The sequence below is a fragment of the Halobacillus ihumii genome (assembly GCF_902726645.1).
Taxonomy (GTDB): domain Bacteria; phylum Bacillota; class Bacilli; order Bacillales; family Halobacillaceae; genus Halobacillus_A; species Halobacillus_A ihumii.
Genome location: NZ_CACVAO010000001.1, coordinates 1,166,873 through 1,186,218, shown reverse-complemented (window position 1 = coordinate 1,186,218; position 19,346 = coordinate 1,166,873). Strand labels below are relative to the sequence as shown.

The 19,346-nt window shown below is 39.6% G+C and carries 18 protein-coding genes; 9 read left to right on the top strand and 9 right to left on the bottom strand.

Features of this window, described 5'->3' with window-relative positions:
- Window positions 1-65: 65 nt before the first annotated feature.
- From G6R08_RS06000 to G6R08_RS05990, 3 genes are all read right to left on the bottom strand, one after another.
- Complete coding sequence (locus G6R08_RS06000) at window positions 66-590, bottom strand: SRPBCC family protein (RefSeq protein ID WP_163527149.1); 525 nt, start codon at window positions 588-590, stop codon at window positions 66-68.
- 216 nt (window positions 591-806) lie between these two features.
- Window positions 807-1,421: a class D sortase gene (locus G6R08_RS05995; protein WP_163527148.1), complete on the bottom strand. Its 615-nt coding sequence runs from the start codon at window positions 1,419-1,421 to the stop codon at window positions 807-809.
- 166 nt (window positions 1,422-1,587) lie between these two features.
- Entirely contained in the window at window positions 1,588-2,205 is a 618-nt protein-coding gene (locus tag G6R08_RS05990) for an excalibur calcium-binding domain-containing protein (RefSeq protein WP_163527147.1), read from the bottom strand.
- Between the two features lie 387 nt (window positions 2,206-2,592).
- Here G6R08_RS05990 and G6R08_RS05985 point away from each other — a divergent pair, with 387 nt between their 5' ends.
- From G6R08_RS05985 to G6R08_RS05975, 3 genes are all read left to right on the top strand, one after another.
- Entirely contained in the window at window positions 2,593-2,832 is a 240-nt protein-coding gene (locus G6R08_RS05985; RefSeq protein ID WP_163527146.1) for a hypothetical protein, read from the top strand.
- A gap of 245 nt (window positions 2,833-3,077) precedes the next feature.
- Window positions 3,078-4,994 carry a BglG family transcription antiterminator gene (locus tag G6R08_RS05980; protein WP_163527145.1) on the top strand — a complete coding sequence of 639 codons (1,917 nt, stop codon included), beginning with the start codon at window positions 3,078-3,080 and terminating at the stop codon, window positions 4,992-4,994.
- A gap of 93 nt (window positions 4,995-5,087) precedes the next feature.
- The gene (locus tag G6R08_RS05975; protein ID WP_163527144.1) at window positions 5,088-7,064 is read left to right on the top strand and encodes a PTS fructose transporter subunit IIABC; all 1,977 of its coding nucleotides are present in this window, start codon (window positions 5,088-5,090) and stop codon (window positions 7,062-7,064) included.
- A gap of 71 nt (window positions 7,065-7,135) precedes the next feature.
- Here G6R08_RS05975 and G6R08_RS05970 read toward each other — a convergent pair whose 3' ends face one another.
- The 5 genes from G6R08_RS05970 to G6R08_RS05950 form a co-directional block, all read right to left on the bottom strand.
- Entirely contained in the window at window positions 7,136-7,417 is a 282-nt protein-coding gene (locus G6R08_RS05970; RefSeq protein WP_163527143.1) for a hypothetical protein, read from the bottom strand.
- Window positions 7,418-7,780 carry a hypothetical protein gene (locus tag G6R08_RS05965; RefSeq protein WP_163527142.1) on the bottom strand — a complete coding sequence of 121 codons (363 nt, stop codon included), beginning with the start codon at window positions 7,778-7,780 and terminating at the stop codon, window positions 7,418-7,420.
- Entirely contained in the window at window positions 7,777-8,850 is a 1,074-nt protein-coding gene (locus G6R08_RS05960) for a hypothetical protein (RefSeq protein WP_163527141.1), read from the bottom strand. Before G6R08_RS05960 ends, G6R08_RS05965 begins: the two co-directional genes overlap by 4 nt.
- Window positions 8,851-9,121: 271 nt before the next feature.
- Window positions 9,122-9,916, bottom strand: coding sequence for an ATP-binding cassette domain-containing protein (locus tag G6R08_RS05955; RefSeq protein WP_163527140.1), 795 nt, complete (start codon window positions 9,914-9,916; stop codon window positions 9,122-9,124).
- A gap of 88 nt (window positions 9,917-10,004) precedes the next feature.
- Window positions 10,005-10,277, bottom strand: a complete 273-nt coding sequence (locus tag G6R08_RS05950; RefSeq protein WP_163527139.1) for a hypothetical protein — start codon at window positions 10,275-10,277, stop codon at window positions 10,005-10,007.
- A gap of 678 nt (window positions 10,278-10,955) precedes the next feature.
- Here G6R08_RS05950 and G6R08_RS05945 point away from each other — a divergent pair.
- The gene (locus tag G6R08_RS05945) at window positions 10,956-12,470 is read left to right on the top strand and encodes an AbgT family transporter (protein ID WP_163527138.1); all 1,515 of its coding nucleotides are present in this window, start codon (window positions 10,956-10,958) and stop codon (window positions 12,468-12,470) included.
- Window positions 12,471-12,563: 93 nt separating this feature from the next.
- Here the strand turns inward: G6R08_RS05945 and G6R08_RS05940 are convergent, their stop codons facing one another.
- Window positions 12,564-14,741: a helix-turn-helix domain-containing protein gene (locus tag G6R08_RS05940; RefSeq protein WP_163527137.1), complete on the bottom strand. Its 2,178-nt coding sequence runs from the start codon at window positions 14,739-14,741 to the stop codon at window positions 12,564-12,566.
- Window positions 14,742-14,901: 160 nt separating this feature from the next.
- On the opposite strand from G6R08_RS05940, the gene G6R08_RS05935 reads away from it, so the two are divergent.
- The 5 genes from G6R08_RS05935 to G6R08_RS05915 all read left to right on the top strand — a co-directional run bounded on the left by G6R08_RS05935 (window position 14,902) and on the right by G6R08_RS05915 (window position 19,312).
- Window positions 14,902-15,612 carry a DUF5058 family protein gene (locus G6R08_RS05935; protein WP_163527136.1) on the top strand — a complete coding sequence of 237 codons (711 nt, stop codon included), beginning with the start codon at window positions 14,902-14,904 and terminating at the stop codon, window positions 15,610-15,612.
- Between the two features lie 9 nt (window positions 15,613-15,621).
- Window positions 15,622-16,332, top strand: coding sequence for a small-conductance mechanosensitive channel (locus G6R08_RS05930; RefSeq protein ID WP_338035423.1), 711 nt, complete (start codon window positions 15,622-15,624; stop codon window positions 16,330-16,332).
- Window positions 16,333-16,356: 24 nt separating this feature from the next.
- Window positions 16,357-17,730 (top strand): amidohydrolase, encoded by a 1,374-nt coding sequence (locus G6R08_RS05925; RefSeq protein ID WP_163527135.1) that lies wholly within the window; start codon window positions 16,357-16,359, stop codon window positions 17,728-17,730.
- Between the two features lie 119 nt (window positions 17,731-17,849).
- Window positions 17,850-18,014 (top strand): hypothetical protein, encoded by a 165-nt coding sequence (locus G6R08_RS05920; protein ID WP_163527134.1) that lies wholly within the window; start codon window positions 17,850-17,852, stop codon window positions 18,012-18,014.
- A gap of 143 nt (window positions 18,015-18,157) precedes the next feature.
- Window positions 18,158-19,312, top strand: a complete 1,155-nt coding sequence (locus G6R08_RS05915) for a CdaR family transcriptional regulator (RefSeq protein WP_163527133.1) — start codon at window positions 18,158-18,160, stop codon at window positions 19,310-19,312.
- Window positions 19,313-19,346 lie beyond the last annotated feature (34 nt).

Here is a 19,346-nt window from a genome sequence, read left to right as displayed (position 1 = left end):
CTATTTCAGACCATAATAATTGAAAGGCCTCAGGCCATCGAAATGGCTTGAGGCTTTTTTAGTCTCTATTGCACTCGTTTAAGGTGATCGTCGAGCTTGTCCATTTGGGAGGAAAATCCTTGGACAATCCCCATATCCATAATTGCTTCTAGGGTCTCAACAGAGGCAAATTGGTTTCGCACAATTAGTTTCGTCTGTCCATCCTGATCCTGAAAGATATAGTTGGCTTGGATCTTTGGCATGCCTTCTACAGCGTTCCCTTTTTCATCTGCAAACACATCATTGTACACGATTTTATTTGGTGCTTCAATTTCTTGATAGACTGCTTTGCCCCAGGATTCCTGACCATAGAAATCACCCTGTCCTTCATCTACGCAGCGCATGCAATAATGCCACACACCGTCAGGCTCAAATTCAAAGGTGCGATTCTCAGTCTGCCAGCCTTGTGGCCCCCACCAGCTTGCCAGTTGGTCAGATTCCGAAAAAGCTTTAAATACAAGTTCCTTTGGAGCGTCAAATGTCCGTTCCATCACAAGATTCCGTCCCTCTACTGCTGTCTCCAAATTGCTACACCTTTTGTTCTCAGACATGTCCCTTCTTCCTCCTCGTAAAAATGTTCCCTGCAATAGGCAGGCAGAATGTGATCTAGGAGTCGTTTTCTGTTGTTGAGTATGTACATTATACAACAAGGAAGTCGTGAATAGTTTGATTTAAAGATATATTGTTATTAATTTTAGTAAGGAGAAATACTCTTGTGATTTGCTCCGATACGATCGCCTGTTTTTTTACGAAAAGAAAAACACCTCTCAGTTTAAGAGGTGTCCTTGAATAATATATCGATCTGGGGCATTGCCAATAAAATCGAAAGGATAGCATGTCGTTAATGTTAAGGTTGGTTGATCTTTTTTTACGATCACCGTTCGGTCATCTGCATCGGTGATCCAAATCTTATCAACTTTATAATTGTATTCCTTACCATTATAAACTGCAGTCAAAATGTCACCCTTTTTAATATCGCCTAACTCAGTAAATACAGTATCCCGATGTCCGCTTAACACTGTATGACCTTTCTTTTTGTTAGGAACCGTTGTCCATTTGCTGACATACATGCCGACCCCTTTATCCAGGGTATCCTCACCTGTTCCCCAAAAGACTTCAAACTGCTGATTAATCGCAGGTATTTTTAATTTGGCGATATTTTTGCCATGCTCATGATCGTAAGAAAGAGTCTGTATGGGCTGATCTACAGTTTGACTAGAATGATTTTCTTTTTCTGTTCCTGCTGCCTGAACTGTTTCAGTCGATTCCTGTGCTTCGGGTTCAATTTCGGAAACTGATTGAGTGCCTTGCCACCATTGGAAACCACTCCACCCAGCAAGAGCAATGCCTATTACAACCAATGCTGTGGCTATATATTTCATGTACTCACCAACTTTTTTTGTTTAGATCGAACAAAAAGATCAGTCTATCCGTACTAAGAATTATATTACTGTGCAAATAAAAACTGCCTATCAACAATTTACCATTTGTCTATGAGAATAAAAAGGGCAGGCATCAGCCTGCCCAGAAAGGGATGATTATGTATGATTATTGGAATCTCTTACGAATTACAAACAGTGATCCGCCTAACACCGTAAGAATTAGACCAAGAAGTGTGTAGGAAGCGTATGAAGTAGATGTGTTTGGAAGCTCCCCGCCTTGTTGTGCAGTTGTTTCTTGTGAATCGGAAGTGCCTTGCTCATCGGAAGGATTAGCAGGAGCCTCATCGTCATCTTCACATGGAATACCATCACTATCTCTGTCTAAACGTTGTGGATCATTTCCTGATGTGAAACCATTCTCGTCCCAATATGCTTGAGCTTCTTCTTGAGAAGCAAAATGTTCACAGTCTTTATCGGCAGCTGGTGTTGTCTCTTCTGTGCTTTGCTGGTCCTCCGTGTTGTTGTTTTCCTCGTTGGATGGATTTTCAGCATCTGAACCACCTGATGGAAGACTTTCACATGGCTCACCGTCTCCGTCCCTATCTAAGCGCTGAGGGTCATTTTCAGCTGAGAAATCATTCTCATTCCAATATTGTAGTGCTTCTTCTTTCGTTTCAAAATCTGCCTCACAGTCTTTGTCAACAGCAGCGTTAGCCACATTAACTCCAGAAAAACCGCCAATTGTCATCAGTAAAGCAAATAGACCTACTATTAGTTTTTTCATCCTTAAAATTTACCCCTTTCAAGATAAATCATCCCTCCCTAGGAATATATTTCCTATTAATACCAGCCTAAATAATATTGTCGAATATGTAAAGTCAAAAACTAGTTTTTTTATACTGGTTTTCAGTAAAAAATAGAATTTAAACAGGGATGAATTGACTAATCAACCATTTTTGGGAAAGATAAATAGAATATTTGAACCCGGGACTATAGATACCGAGTTGCAGTATCTGTCGTGGAGTGACTGACTGGGGAGATTTTTATAGAAGGTTTATTCCCAATTTTTACATGAACGATACATTCTTATAAAATGCATTTCACAAATCCCTCTTAGAATGATAATTGAACATCGTCATTGATGTTATTCATATAAGGGAGGGTCATAAGAATGAAGCTGAAAAAATTTATATTATCCATTTCACTTGGTACAGGGTTGGTTTTAGCGGGATGTGCGGAAGAACCAGCAGAAGAGGAGCCCGAAACTGAACAGGAAGAACAGCAGGCTGAAGAAGAAACAAATACTGAACAAGACGAACAGCAAGCTGAGGAAGAAACAAATACGGATCAGGGTCAGACAGAAGGAAATGAGGAGTCTGGCACAGAAGAGTCTTCTGAAAACACAAATTGATAGATTTTAAGGGCTGAATGGGGAGTGTGTCTCTCTATTCAGCTTTTTTATAGAAAAGGAAGATCAACTGTTGGAGGAAGTTAGAAGATCCAACATCCTGGTAAATCCAATGTACTGAAGTTTCTTTGTAGCATCCCGCTTCCTTTAAAGCAAAGTAGGGATAGTTAGAAAGAGAGGGGAATTTGTCGATACACCTTTTTTCGGATAGAATGAAAGTGATTTCATAGTACAGAAGGTGTAGAGAAATGAACGACAGACAAAGGGAACTTGTCCACACATTGATTTTAAATACGAATGAATATACTCATGTCCACGCTTTAGCAGAATCTCTCCATTGTTCCGAGAAAACCATCCGTAATGATTTAAAGGTGGTAGGAGAATTTATAAAGGACTATCCTGATGCCACTCTGGATCGTAAGCAAGGGGTTGGAATTCAGCTTGTAGTTGAAGCAGAAGAGAAATCACGAATGCTTGATCGTCTCTCGCAAGCGGAGCCAAAGTCTCAGGAAGATCGTCTTATTGAAATCACTTACCAGTTACTAGTTAGTAAGGATCCAGTTACTCTAAGCGAACTGTCCTCACAGTACTTTACGAACAAGTCAACGATCAAAGGAGACTTGAACCAGATAGCTCCTTGGCTTGAAAGGTTTGAATTGGAACTGGTCTCCAGGCAGCGGCTCGGTCACGCCGTCAAAGGGGGAGAGCTACAGAAGCGAAATGCTCTAGCTCGTTTGCCAGAATTGGCCTCATCTCAGTTATCCACCAGCAAGGAGATGTTGAATCTCTTTTCCTCATACGATGTAAGTGTAGTTCGCAAGCTGCTTCGTGATATGCAGCATCATTTTTCTGTTTTTTCTGTAGAGGGTGATTATGAAAGCTTGCTAATCCACACTCTGGTTATGATTAAACGAACTACACAACGTTCCCCGATTACGCTCGATGAATCAGCAGAGGAAACGGTTTCTCATACAGAGGAATATGGAATTGCGGATTGGTTTTTGACAAGATTAGAGCGAATTCTCCGGATTGTTTTTCCACAAGAGGAACGAATTTATTTTACGAGGCACTTGATCAGTAGTAAAAGCAATTCTGGTTCATCGAAAAAGGAGTCCAATCGTTTGGTAGAAGATATCGTTGAACAATTGATTTCCCAGATGGGGAATTTTACGGTGACCGATTTTTACGATGACCAAACCTTAAAGAATGGGCTGAACACTCACTTGGAATCAACAGTTCATCGCTTGCACTATGGCTTTACGATTCATAATCCGATGCTGGAAGAGATTAAGAAAATGTATCCGTATATGTTCCGTATGGTCGTGCTAGCTCTTGAAGAAGTGGGGGCAGCGCATGCGTTCACGATTCCTGAGGATGAAGCGGCCTATGTGGTCCTGCATTTTCAAGCATCCGTAGAACGGCTGCAGAAACATCGGAACAAGTTGAAGAAGGTGCTGGTTGTTTGTAACTTAGGTGTAGGGATGTCTCATTTGCTGCAGGCCAAATTAGAGCAAACGTACAGGGGATTTGACATTGTTGATTGTGTAGGAATGTGGGAAATTGACGAAGCTTTAGCAAAGCAAGCTGTCGATCTAGTGATTTCAACAAAATCATTGCCACATCAGTCTCTCCCTGTGATCGTCGTTTCGCCGCTGCTAGAAGCTAAGGATAAAAAACGTCTGGATCAGTTTCTAAAGTCCATCGATCAAAACAGCAGAGAAGGTCAAAATTCAGAGGTGATTGAGCGATTTGTTGAAGATGAGCTGATTTATTCGGATGTAGATCTCGAACATCGTTTTAAAGTAGTCGAGTTACTTGCCAATGGGCTTGTGACAAAAGGAAATGTTACGCAGGCATTCCCTCATAGTGCTTTACTGCGAGAGCGGTCGTCTGCTACTTCGATTGGGGGAGGAATCGCTATACCTCACGCACATCCAGAAGAAGTTCTGCACTCAACGGTGGCGATCGCCATTCTTCAAGAACCATTAGAATGGGGACGTGAATATGTCTCGGTCGTGTTTCTTTTGGCGATGACCAAACAGGATCGATCCTTGATCAAACCACTGATTCAAAGGATAGCGAGCATGAGTGGAAGCCCTGAATTTATTCAGAATCTGAAAGAAGCCCAAGATGTATCATCCATCAGGCAAATTCTCCGTAAATAATTCATTTTTACCACATCTAAGGTAAAAATGAATTATTTTTTATGAGGAAAGCTATCGTAAAATAGATGTATAACAAACTAGGGAGGATCGCTTATGAAAATACTAGCTGTTACAGCATGTCCAGTCGGAATTGCCCACACGTATATGGCTGCTGAGAACCTTCAGAAGGCCGGCGAAGACATGAATGTTGACATCAAAGTGGAGACTCAAGGATCCATCGGTGTTGAGAACGCGCTGACAGAGAAAGATATTGAGGAAGCAGACGGAATCATTATTGCCAGTGATAAGGATGTTTCTAAAGAGCGTTTTGCGGGGAAGAATTTGATTGTTGTAGGAGTTCAGGAAGGAATCCGTCAGCCAAAGGAACTAATTCAACGAATTATGGATGGAAATGTATCCGTTTACAAAGGTGAAATGCCTTCTGCTGATTCTGTTAAGCAGAAGATGAAACAAAAGGAGAATCCTATCTATCGTCACTTAATGAACGGAGTTTCCTATATGATTCCGTTTATCGTAGTTGGTGGGTTACTGATTGCCATCTCTCTTGCCCTCGGGGGAGAACAGACAGATGGGGGCATTGTCATTCCTGAAGGATCATTCTGGAAACAAATTGAAAGTTTAGGAGCCGCTTCGTTCAGCTTTATGGTACCGATTTTAGCCGGATTTATTGCGGTCAGTATTGCCGATCGACCAGGATTAGCTCCCGGAATTATTGGCGGATACATTGCGGCTAATGGAAGTTTTTACGGCAGTGAAGCGGGTGCAGGGTTCATTGGTGGAATCATCGCCGGATTCCTAGCTGGATATGTGGTGCTTGGTATTAAGAAAATTAAAGTGCCTCAAGCAGTCCAGCCAGTAATGCCGATCATTTTTATTCCGATCATAGCTTCATTGGTTGTCGGATTGTTATTCATTTTCGTAATTGGAGCCCCTGTAGCTGCTATTTTCGAAGGTTTGACGCAGTGGCTTGAAGGCATGCAGGGAACCAGTTCGATTGTACTTGCCCTCATCCTCGGTGGAATGATTGCGATTGATATGGGAGGGCCTTTTAATAAAGTAGCCTTTTTATTCGGAGCGGCGATGATCGCAGAAGGAAATTATGAAATCATGGGACCTATTGCTGTTGCGATCTGTATCCCGCCGCTCGGTATGGGACTTGCAACATTTTTGAATAAGAAAAAATATAACCAGGCTGAGCGGGAAACAGGGAAAGCATCGTTCACGATGGGACTATTCGGAATAACTGAGGGAGCCATTCCCTTTGCCGCTCAGGATCCATTGCGCGTCATACCAAGTATTGTCGTTGGTTCAATGGCCGGTTCAGTCGTAGCCATGATGAGCAGCGTTGGGGATCGCGTCGCCCATGGCGGCCCGATCGTAGCAGTGTTAGGCGCTGTCGATAACGTGCTGATGTTTTTCGTAGCTGCAGCAATTGGGGTTGTTATTACAGCATTTATGGCGAACGCGTTGAAGAAAGATGTCGTCGCTGCTGGGGCTGGAATGCCTGTGGGGGAAGCCGCTGATGCTGAGTCTGACTCGGTCATTAAAGAAGCCGTTGAAGAAAAAGAAGAAGTGAACAGCCAGCCATCTCAGGAGCAAGATCACATCAACATTACCAAACTTACCGACATTACGACACCAGACCTTATCGATATCGATTTGACAGGCTCGACCCGTGATGAAGTGATCGATGAGCTAATTCAGACACTGGATAAACAAGACGTCCTGCATTCGGCTGAATCATTTAAAGAAGCGATTGTGAATCGTGAGCAAGAAGGCACCACGGGACTTGGCATGAATATCGCGATTCCGCACGGTAAATCCTTAGCTGTCAAAAAGCCTGCCGTCGTGTTTGGTATTAAGCGGGAAGGTGTCGACTGGAACAGTATGGATGGAACAGATGCAAAACTGATTTTCATGATTGCGGTTCCGAAAGAAAGAGAAGGAGACGATCATTTGAAGATTCTCCAAATGCTTTCGCGTCGTTTGATGAATGAGAGTTTCAGAGAAGAACTGTTAAACGTGTCGTCGAAAGAGGAAGCGTACCGGTTGCTGGAAACGATTCAATAAGTATGAAGCCGAACAGGGAGATACCTTGTTCGGCTTTAATTTTTTGTCAAAAAATAGGTTGGGACATTAACTTACGCCGCTGTTTTTCGAAGGGAAGACACAAGCAACTGAGATACGAAGTAGATGATTAACCCACCGATTAATGCTAAAGCAAACCCAAATATAGTGGCTTCCGATACAAAACGTTGGCCTTCTATTTCAATACTGTATAGAGAGGCGCCGAATAGAGAAGGTTTTGAAGTAATATCCGAATAACCAAGTAACAGCAAGACGATAGGACTTACAAATACTATAAACAAGTACAATAAAGCAAAACTTATGCCACTTGAAAAAGCTTTGAAAAATTTAACCATCTATTTTTTCCTCCATTCATGAAGTGAACTTGTAATGTTTTTACCATCAGGCAGATTTGGATGCAACATGATCAGATTGGCAAAAGACAAAAGTGTAAAAATATTTGTAAACTGATTATTAATAACCAACATAAAACTTAGAGATAGTACAATCGGGAAAAGCGAACCAGAGACGGCAACAGCTAAGTTTTTTGATGGGGAATTAAATTTCTCATGAATGACATAGAAATGTTTCAGATTGAATTCAAATCCAATATAATAGAATGGTTTATCTTCGGTAACATTTAGAATCATTATCGCGAGAACATGACCTAATTCATGGATGATAAACACTAAAGCTAATGACGTTAGCAATTCTGTCATTTAATGATGGGTCTCCTTATATACATTGATTGGATGAAATAAAAAATAAATAAGGCTATTCCTAAATAGGTGAATTGGATAAGTAGCATGTCTTTCAGTACCTGTTGGATGATCAGGTCAAATACATTTACAAATACCAATAGAAAAATAACCACAAACGTCTTGTTAAAGTCATCTATTTTTATTACAAACGCAGTTAATATAGAAACCATCGTTATAAAGCCTATCGAAACTAGTGCGGTGAGTATTCCGCCAATATCTACCCCAAACCATAACTTTGTGATGAGTAAGAAAGAAAAATAGGTCAAACTATTTAACATATAGATGAAAAATACTCGAGACAAGAAATAGGGATATTTACCAATGTTTAAATTGTAAATGGCAGATTTGAATTGTTTAAAATGTATTCCGATAGTTAATGGAAGCATGATCAGAATTTCTTTCAGGCCAAATTGAATGATGAACGAGTATAATGTAAAAAAGCTAGTCGAATCAAAAGTGTAATAAGTTCCGATCATAATCATAACGAGAATGATGTATAGTAAACCTTGTTCTTTAAACACTTGATTACGAAAAAAATTCAACCATTCAACTTTAGCCTGCAGCATATATTGGTTTCTGTATTGTAGATGGCTGGTTTCATATTTTTGTAACAGGATTCCTGCATTCTTTTTCCTGAACGTTTGTGTTAAGAAATCGGCTGCCAGTCGTCTGAACGTATAAATAACCATAAAAAGGACCAATGAGATGAAAAATAAATAACCCAAAGAGCTTTGTTCCAAAAAACTTTTCAGATAGGTTTCAGCTGCTATGAGTAAACCAAACATGATAACAAGCAGGGAGAGGGTGTTTATTGTCAGGTGTTCTTTTTCCGAACTAGTCATCTTATTAATAACTTGATTAACCACCATCCATACAGTAACGGCTAGAATAAATAAGAGTGTTATAGTCAGAAGTAGGAACATAAAATAAAAGGGATCAATAGTCTTGCCTTGTATAATGATGCCCAACAAGGCAGGGAAGAAGGTTAACATTAAAATGACATTATAAAAGAGGTAAAGATAAAACATACTTCCTGCAATGGTTTGAGAAGCTTTTATATCTGAATTTAAATATAAAAATATGTAACTGTCATTTTTTAGTTTATTTCTTGATAAGACAATACAAAAGCAAACGAGCACGGTAGCGACTTTAAGAAGGTTTAAATAAAGATTGTCTAGCCGGATTTCTACCCGAGTTATCGTTCGTAGGGTGAATACTGTATAGATGGTATACACTAATAAAAGCCCAACTATCAGTGTCATTACTTGAGGTAAATGTGTTGTTAAATAATTCTTAACTTTATTGGTTAGCCTGGGCGTTTCTATATTCTTTACGATTTGAATCCATGTCATCTAGCAATCCCTCAATATATTCATAATATTCTTGGTTAACTTTAGTGTATGTTTCCTCCAAAGTTATGTCCCCAAATGTCTTTTGAATATCTTCTCTTCTTTTGTTTAGTTTTATTTCTCCATCCCGCAGTATGATGGCATTGTCAAACAAATCTTGCCCGAAGTTTAAATTATGTGTAGATAAAAGGATCCCTACACCTTGGGATTTTAACTTTTCTAATACTTTTTTTAAAATTATGATCATATCTGGATCAAGACCATTTGTTGGTTCATCAAATACGATAAAATCACTTTTTCTAAAAAGTTGTGATACAATTTGTGTCTTTTTTTGATTTCCGTGTGACAAGTTAAGGATAGGTACATGTAAATATTTTTCAAGTTCAAATAGATCAATTAAATTTTGCAAAAAGCTTTCATTTTGATTATTTTCAAATGAGCTCTTCATAAGCTGAAAATACTCTTTGGGTGTTAAGTAATCAAGCAAAGAAATATCATCTGGAATATAGGCCAAATGTTTTTTGAAAAAGTCTACATCATCCTGGGAATCGAATGAAATATCGCGCCCATCCACCATAACCTTTCCTTCAAACGTTAACAGGCCAAACATTGATTTAATAATGGTTGTCTTGCCAGCACCATTATGTCCTAATAGAAGATTTATTTCTCCTCTGTTCATTTCAATTGGTATATCATTTAACTCAAACGAATCAAATGCTTTGTTCTCAATGTGTAATGAAATCATTGCAAATCTCCTAATACATCTATTATAATTTAACCAAGAACTGCCCAGCTGCTTATTGTGGTAAGCAACTGAGCAATCCTAAAATGGTTTAGCCACACTTGATTTTAATGTAGATACCCATGAATTTGAATTCTCCAAGGAAACTTGCGCCGTTTCCATAGTGGTTACATGCCCAAATTAATGCAGCTATACTAGCTACTCCTAATACAATAAACAATACTGTGATCCAAAACGCATTTTTTTGGGTTTTGTCTGAACTTCTTAATTCATGCTGGGACAAAGTGATGTTTTGATAGAGATTCATAACTAAAAAGTATAATTGTGCGAGAACCATATTTGTTTTGTTTAAGTAGGCCGTCATTTCTTCACCTCCTTTTCACTTAGTACTGCTGTTTGTTAAACAGCAGTTTTTTATTTGAAAAACTTTTGAACTAGTTACTTTTATTCAAAAGTTAATCAACCGTTTTTCCATAGATTTATAGTATTTCTCTGGAAGTATGTAGCTTTAAAAAATCCCCTTAAAACGCATTCGTGTTTATTATCAGAACTTTATGATAACTACTTACAAATACAGGCTACCATCATCCCCTGTTGAAAACAATATAATTTCCAAAAAAAGGGTATAAAGGTATTATTATACTAGTTGATTTTGGTGATAACCGTAAAATTGTACTATAGGAGAGCATATAAGGCAGTTCTTTTCACCTGAAGAAAAAGTCATGAAGTAAAAGTCTGCCCCCCTGATTGGGAAGTATATGCGCCAGCTCACTTTTTCATCTGCTCTGAGCCTACCATTCCTACTTTCCAAATGTTTTTCAGGCTATGTCTGGCCGTGATGAACTTAGGACCTTCCGACACTTCCCATACTACGGGGAAGCTTGAACGCGAAGAGCCCTTACTAAAAAACGGTAATTCTTACTACTTTGCTTGGGATTGGACGTCGTGTATAATAATGAGCAGTTCAAATAGGATGGCTGTACATTATCTTGGTTCACTTCCTATTTGTATTCATTAAAACAACAGCAAAGAGGTGAACTACATGAGTAAGCAAAAGGAGAATGCTAAGTTTTCCAAGCTCCTAAATGGAATTGAACGTGTCGGCAATAAATTACCAGATCCTTTTATCTTATTTGTCTACTTGGCAGTCGGTGTCATTATCGTATCCTGGATTATTTCTTTATTTAATGTGACGTTTACACTGCCAGGAAAGGAAGAAGAAGTAGCGATCAAGAACTTACTTTCCAGTGAAGGTTTTCAATATATGCTGACGTCCATGCTGGATAACTTTGTCGGGTTCAAACCACTCGGCATCGTATTAGCGATGATGCTCGGAATTGGATTGGCTGATAAAGTCGGCTTAATAGAAACGTTTATTAAAAATACGATTTTAAAAGCACCAAGATCTCTAATCACTTATGCAGTGATTTTCACAGGAATCTTAGGGAACCTCGCAGCAGATGCCGCGTTTGTGATTGTCCCGCCGCTTGCCGCGATGGTGTTCTACAATGTAGGGCGTCATCCATTGGCAGGTTTGGCAGCTGGCTTCGCGGGTGTAGGTTCTGGTTTTACGGCGAATGTGATCGTCACCAACACAGATGCGGTTCTTTCAGGAATTTCTTCTGAAGTCATGGCAACTCTTGAAACAGCTGCTACGGTCACTCCCGTCGATAACTACTATTTTATGTTAGTATCAGTCGTGGTTTTATCTGTTGCAGGTGCCTTGATTACGGAAAAGGTGGTCGAACCCCGTCTCGGTGTATATGAAGGAAATGTACAGAAAGAGTTTGAAGATACCACACCAACAGAAAGAAAAGGATTACGCAATGCAGCGATAGCCAGCATTTTATACATTGGCTTATTCATTTTGCTGTTATTTATCCCTGATTCACCGCTTAGAAACGAAGAGGGCGGTCTTATTCCGTCACCATTTCTAGATGGAATTGTACCGATTCTTATGCTTTTCTTTATTACAGTCGCCGTCGCTTATGGCGTGACCGTTGGAAAGATTGAATCCACTCGCTCGATTGCAAAATTCATGGGAGAAGCGATGAAAGATATGTCTGGTTTCATCGTTCTCATCTTTGCAGCTGCACAGTTCATCGCTTATTTTGAATGGACGAATATTGGTTCATGGCTGGCTGTAAGTGGAGCTCAATTTTTAGAATCTATAGGAGTGACAGGTCTCGGCGTAGTTGTGGGATTTGTATTATTAACTGCTTTACTAAGTATCTTTATTTTCAGCGGTTCTGCGCTTTGGGCCCTGGAAGCCCCTATTTTTCTCAAAATGTTTTCTTTCCTTGGCTATCACCCAGCATTCATTCAGGCTGCGTATCGAATTGCGGATTCTTCTACCAATATCATTACACCGATGAATCCGTATATTATTATTGTGCTGGCTTTTATGAAGGAATACGATAAGAAAGCTGGATTAGGAACATTGATTGCCTTAATGCTTCCTTACAGTTTAACGTTCCTTATCGTTTGGATACTATTATTATTGGCTTTTGTATTTTTGGGGATTCCGTTTGGACCGGGAGTCGACGTGTATTTGTAGAAAGAAAATGGAATTAAAATCTATGGAAAAAGCAAAGCTGGATAGGCATACGTCCTATCAATGGCTTTGCTTTTTTGTCCTCGTATTGACAGCCTATAAAGCCAATTGCGATTTTTTAAGATGGCAAGCTAATTGTATCTCTAACAGGTCTCCATTATCGCGTAAATCAATCTTTAATAGGTCTTCAATTTTGTTAATTCGTTGGTAAAGTGTATTGATGTGAATATGTAAGTGATCAGCTGTTTTACTGGCAGAGCGATTCAGTTCGATGTAGGTGAGCAGTGTTTCTTCTAATTCTTTATTTTTTTCAGTGGCCGTTGTTAAGGGAGAGAGAGTTTCATTAATAAACTGTTCGATTTCTTCTGTTGATTGCTTTAAAAATAACCGATTTAACCCAATGTCTTCATACTGAATAATCCCAGTACTGGCACGTTGATCTAAGTAATCTAATGTTTTTTCAGCCTCTTCATAACATTTCTTTATGCTCTCAAGCCCCATGTAAGCATTGCTTATTCCACCACGAAATATCGGGTTTCCACTTCTTTCCCAATCCTCCTTGATTACATTCAACTTGTACGTAATGTGTTTCAAATCAGCTGGCACTGGAAGGGAGATCAATAGAAAGATTTTATTATAAAATCCATAAATAAGTTTTTCTAAGGAAGGGAATTCTGTGTTTACTTTGGAGATGAGTTGATAAATAATGATGTCTAAATATTGTATATCGACCGCATGTTTTGGAATTTCTAAAATGCTAATCACCCAATAAGAAGAAGGGTTGAGATCAAACTCTTTTCCCAGTTTTCTCAAATGGGAAGGATCCTCATTGGTTAACAATTCCTGGAACTTCTCATACATCTTTCTATTATAAATGGTTGAAATCGTCTGTCGTTTGACTAACTCTAACGCTAAGACAGAACTGCCTTGTTCGAGCGTGATCTGGTCAGATTTAGATAGAGAGCCGTTAATTTGAATAATTAAGCATCCAAGAAAAACACCTCCGTTATAAATGGGATATAAATAAAACATTTCTTCCAATTCTCCAAAAACCTTTACGTGGGAAGCCTGACGCTTGTTTGAAAATATGGCTTTGAGTTCGAACATACTAAAATGTGAATGTTCACAAGGGTCAGGGCAATAAAACGTGTTTTCCAGCCCGTTAAAAAAGACCACTGTTCGGTTCATCATTTCTTGGAGTTCGTGAACTAGCACTTTTATTCCTCGGTTTCTGATCGAAATGTTCATTAATATCTCATGAACTTCCTGCCTTTTTTCAAGCTGGGCATTTTTTTTCGTTAGTTTCTTACTTAACGCAGTAATTTCCTGCAGGCTGTCATTGGTTTCCGTATGAAACTGAGCATTTTGAATCGCAATAGCCGCTTGTCCAGCGAATCCTTGTAATAAATTCAAATCATGTTCAGTCAATTTTCGCTTAATCTTCCACTGATGAATGATCATAACGCCAATTCTCTCTTCTTCGATTGAGATCGGAACACAAATTGCTCCTTCGGTATACTTTGAAGATCGATTGATAAAGCTAAGGTTTTTATCTGAGATATGGTTTGTATGCATTTCCGCATATAGTTCTTGTCGTGAATTGAAGATCCTTCCTTTTCCATCTTGAAAGACCTTCCCTGTAATGGCTTCTCCTACTTCTACACTAAAATGATAAATTAAGTCATTGAAACCTACAGGCGCTTTTGAAATAAGTCTTTTTTTATCCGGATCATAGAGCATGAGATACCCTGCATCCGCTGCCGGGATAACTTTTAACGCATTTCGAATAATATTTTCTAAAACTCTGTCAAGGTGAAGGGAGGAGGTAACAGAACGAATACTATCTACCATTGTAGTCATTTCTTGTGTTTTTAGTTGAATAGTTTGCTCCAGATCGAATACACGCATGAGGTGAAATACGTGTTCTACTTCTTCATCCGTTAAAGGAAGTGACTCTTGAAATATGAAGACAGCTATTTGATTTCCTCGTTCATAAGTAAATCTCAAAGTTACAGAGTTTTGTTGGTTGATGATTTTATACCCACAATCATCTGAGGGGAAATCAGTAAACTTAGGAGGGCCGCCTTGTTGATGGACACCATCAAAAATCAAATAAGTTTCATTTTTGTAATAGTCACAACCCCAAATGCAAAAATTACTATGAACTAACGTCCTTTTTAAAAATTGGACCCCGTATTCAAGTGAATTCATGAATTGTCCCTCTCCTTTTATGTATAGATCTCCATTCATGATCGATAAATTATAGATAAACATACATTGTTTTCCTGTTACGCTAATTGTATAGTAAACAGAATAGTTTGAAAATGTGGAAATTAAAATGTAAGTGCTTACAAGGTTTTGGAGGGTGGGTGTTTCGTCATATGAGATGTGTTGCATACCGGCGTTCGATATTAAAAGAGAAGGGGAGATGATTATGGAAGATGTCATGAGATTGGCAAATAGTAGTGTCGTTTGGATTGTCGCCACACTTGTCCTAACTGTTGTTATTTTTCAAGCCATAAAGTTTATCATGCTGGCCGCTGGAGCAGGTAAAGAGATAGGCATGAGCAGGGGGGAGGTACATAGTGCGCTGAAAACAGGTGCGATCGCAGCGATAGGTCCTTCGTTTGCAATTATCATCGTCGCCATTTCTTTAATTCCGCTACTTGGTGATCCCCTCACCCTAATGAGAATTGGAATTATCGGTTCAGCGCCGATTGAATCCGTTGGAGCGACTCTTGGCGCAGAAGCCTATGGTACGGAGTTAGGCAGTTCCGGTTTTAACTATCAAGCGTTCACGACTGTGGCCTGGACCTTATGTCTTGGGGGAGTAGGCTGGTTGGTCTTTACTGCTCTAGCCACCAAGTCGATGAGCAGGGTCGAGAAAAAAGTAACCAATAAAAGTGACAAGAGTAAAAAAACGATGACCATCGTCACGACAGCAGCGATGGTTGCTGCCTTCGGTAATTTGGCTAGTGCTGAAATGATCAAAGGCTTTGCCTATGTTTTAGTTGTTATTACATCAAGTTTAACCATGGTTCTGTTTACATCTCTTGCCAATAAGCATCAACTTAATTGGCTGCGAGAGTGGTCACTTGGATTTTCAATTATTGCCGGTTTATTCGTCGGCTACTTTGCAATGTAAGGAGGTTAAATGATGGGCATCAATCCAGAAAGAGTTGAAGAAGAAGAACTTTCTACAAGTACTCAAGAAATTGCAATGGAACAGTTTCATGGAAAAGCCCACTTCTGGGGACGATTAACACTTTGGTCTGCTATTATTCTAACACTCTCATTACCGGTGATTCTATCATTTGTTCTTGGCTATCACCCAGGCTGGAGCGCTATTCTCGCCGGTTTTATTGCGTACGCTAGTATTGTGGCAGCTGTATGGTTTTTAGAGCCTATTATGTATTTCCCTGTATTAGGTGTGTCTGGAACGTATATCAGTTTTCTTACAGGAAATATCGGGAACATGTGTCTTCCTTCTGCTGCAGCGGCTCAGCATGCCATCGGTGCTGAGCCGGGGACGAGAAAAGGAGAAATCACGGCTACTCTCGGAATAGGAGCAGCCTCAATAGTGAATAAACTGTTCCTAATCCCAATTATACTAGGCGGATCTGTTCTCATATCTACCATTCCAGAAAACATACAGCGAATTTTCCCACTGGTGCTGCCGGCAATCTTTGGAGGAGTGTTAGCTCAGTTTGCTATGAAGAAGCCAATTTACGGCGTGATTGCCTTAGGCGTTGGACTGATCGTAAACATGACTTCACTAGTTGTCTATTTAAAAATGTTACTATGTATAATGATAACGATTATAATTTGCGTGTGGTTAGAAAAAAGAAACGTTGCTAAAAAATAAACTTGTGAAGGGGAGTAGATCGTCTTGAGTAAAGCAGATTTATTACAATGGATGGAACAAAACGAAGAAATGTTTACAGAAATGGCGCAAGATATTTGGGACAATCCTCAACTTGCCTTCGAAGAAGAATATGCTTCCCAGTTGCAAATGAAGACATTAGAACAGGCGGGCTTTCGTGTCCAAAATCCAGTTGGCGATATCGATACAGCCTTTGTCGCTGAATACGGAAGCGGCAAACCAATTATCGGTGTATTAGGTGAGTTTGATGCCTTGCCTGGTCTTTCACAACAAGCGGCTGTTACACAAGAAGAAGTTGTCCCAGGCGGCCCTGGTCATGGATGCGGCCATAATTTACTGGGTACGGCCGGCGTCGAAGCAGTGACCGCCTTAAAAGAAAAAATGACTCAGGAAGACTTAAGTGGTACTATTCGCTATTACGGGTGCCCAGCAGAGGAAGTTCTTTCAGGAAAAACCTATATGGCCAATGCTGGAGTTTTTGACGATTTGAATTGTGCGTTAACGTGGCATCCTGGCAACTCAAATACGGTCATGAATATGAGGATGCAAGCGATGGTGTCTATTAAATTTCACTTCAAAGGAATTACAGCCCACGCTGCAGCTGCACCGCATGCAGGTAGAAGCGCCCTTGATGGAGTGGAGCTCATGAACGTCGGAACGAATTATTTACGAGAACACGTCAAGGACGGGACACGTATTCACTATGTAATCGAGAATGGAGGTCTTGCTCCAAATATTGTACCTGAAGCATCCAGTGTTTGGTACTATATTAGGGCTGAATCAAAGAATCAAGTAGAGGACATTCTCAAGAGAGTTAAAAAGGTTGCAGAAGGGGCAGCGCTGATGACCGAAACAGAAGTTGAACATGAAATCACAGCGTTTCCTTACGATACCCTTCCCAATGATCATTTGAATGAGATCATGTACAGGAACATGGGAGAAAGCGATGTCGCCGATTTTACAAAAGAAGAACAAACATTTGCTGAAAAGTTAGTACAAACCATTAATACTCAAAACGACAGAGGTACATTTGGCAATGAAGTAGACCGCTTATTACCTGTCGATCTCTACTATGACAAACAGTTAGCCGGCAAGTCTATTCAAGGCTCAACAGATGTAGGTGACGTAAGTTGGATTGCTCCGATGGGGATGATCAGTACTACTTGCGCACCTGTTGGGGTACAGCTTCATTCCTGGCAGGCCACCGCTTCATTCGGCTCATCCATTGGCTATAAAGGAATGCACCTAGCAGCAAAAACCATGTCCCTGACAGCTTATGACCTGCTATTGAATCGGGACCACGTCCTTGAAAAGGCGAAGGAAGAATTTAATGAACGAACAAAAGGTGAAACATATACAGCTGGCATTGCAAGCAAATAAGAAAACAGTCACTTTCTTTTATAAGGAAGTGGCTGTTTTTAGTTAGCAGAAATGTAGAACTGTACTGTAGAATATTGCTAAAATTTGGGTGTCTCCCCCATATGAAAGGGGGTGATAACTTGGATACTAGAGATGTTGTTCGAAAGTTCGACAATTCTGAGTTGATTGTGATGCATGACTGTACTCTTAAACATCGGGGGCGTCATGGATCTGAGGTCTTAGAATTCCTGGATTACCTTTTGGATCTAATAGCTGACGAAATTCAACATAGAGACCTTGGATGACATCAGAATCCTTACGTCTAATGGAGTGTTCGTTAAGACTATAGTGAGAAAGGGGGAGGCGATTTAATGTCATTTGTACATTTTTAATATATAATTTGCTTATTACTATTGGAGGCTTTTTGAAGAAGGTGGTTGATATAGTCATGCAATTACTACCTGAGCTTGCTAATAAAATTATTGGTGAAGTGAGATTGGTAATTAAAGAAGACCTGATCGTTGTCGATGAAAATGGGATTATTATCGCATCGACTCAAGATGAACGAGTAGGAGATTTTCATGAAATTGCAAAACTAGTGGTTAGAACTAGGGAAAAATATTATATAAAAGTAGAAAGAGCGAGGAAAATAGAAGGTGTCAAAGCTGGAATTAATCTTCCTATTTTTTTTGAGAAAAAGGTAGTTGGAGTAATAGGGATAACAGGGAGTCCGGAGTCTGTGGAAGGATACGCTGATTTAATTCGGAAAATGACGGAGTTAATGGTTAGAGAAACTTACTATGCAGAGCAAAGGGAATGGGAAATGAGAGGGCTTGAGGCTTATCTATATGAATGGGTATTTTCAAAGGAAGTAGATGTAGCTTTTATTCACAGAGGGCAACTATTAGGGGTATCAATCGGGAAGCCTTATCTTTGTGTTCTTTTACAAGTAGAATCGATTCAAGATATACAAATAGTCCACTCCTACGTAATGCGTTGGTTTAGGGGTCTGTTTCCTGGAGAAGGAGATGATGTATTTATACGCTGGGGAGAGGGGAGGTTTCTTTTACTAAAAAGCTATAAAAACGAACAGACCAAGCATTTTGTGAAAAATGAACTTTGTAAGTGGCAAAGGTATTTTCAAACAAACTATAGCGCAAAGGTTTCCTTTGGTATTAGCAAATCGGTGGCGAAGTCCAATTTGAATCAAGCATATCACGAAGCTAAAAAGGCGCTTAATGTAGCGCAAAATCAAGATGGAGTTGTTGCTTATGACGATCTGGTTTTGGATATTATTTTAGAGGAAGTTAATATAGAGACACGGGAAGAATTTATCGATAGAGTGTTAGCGGAGATATATAATAAACAAGAATTAGTAGATACACTAAAAGTTTACTTGTCGTATAATCAATCTATTAAAGATGCAGCTATTCATATGAATATTCATATAAACACACTTCATTATCGCCTTAAGCAAATTAAAGAAATTACAGGGATCGATCCGAAAAACGCGGAGGGTATTACACTTTTCTACGTTGCCTTGTGTTTTCTAGGTATTGATGAACATCGATCTGATTTTATTGAAAGTAACCACTACTCCTAGACGCAAAGCTTTATTTGCCTTGCGTCTAAAAGTG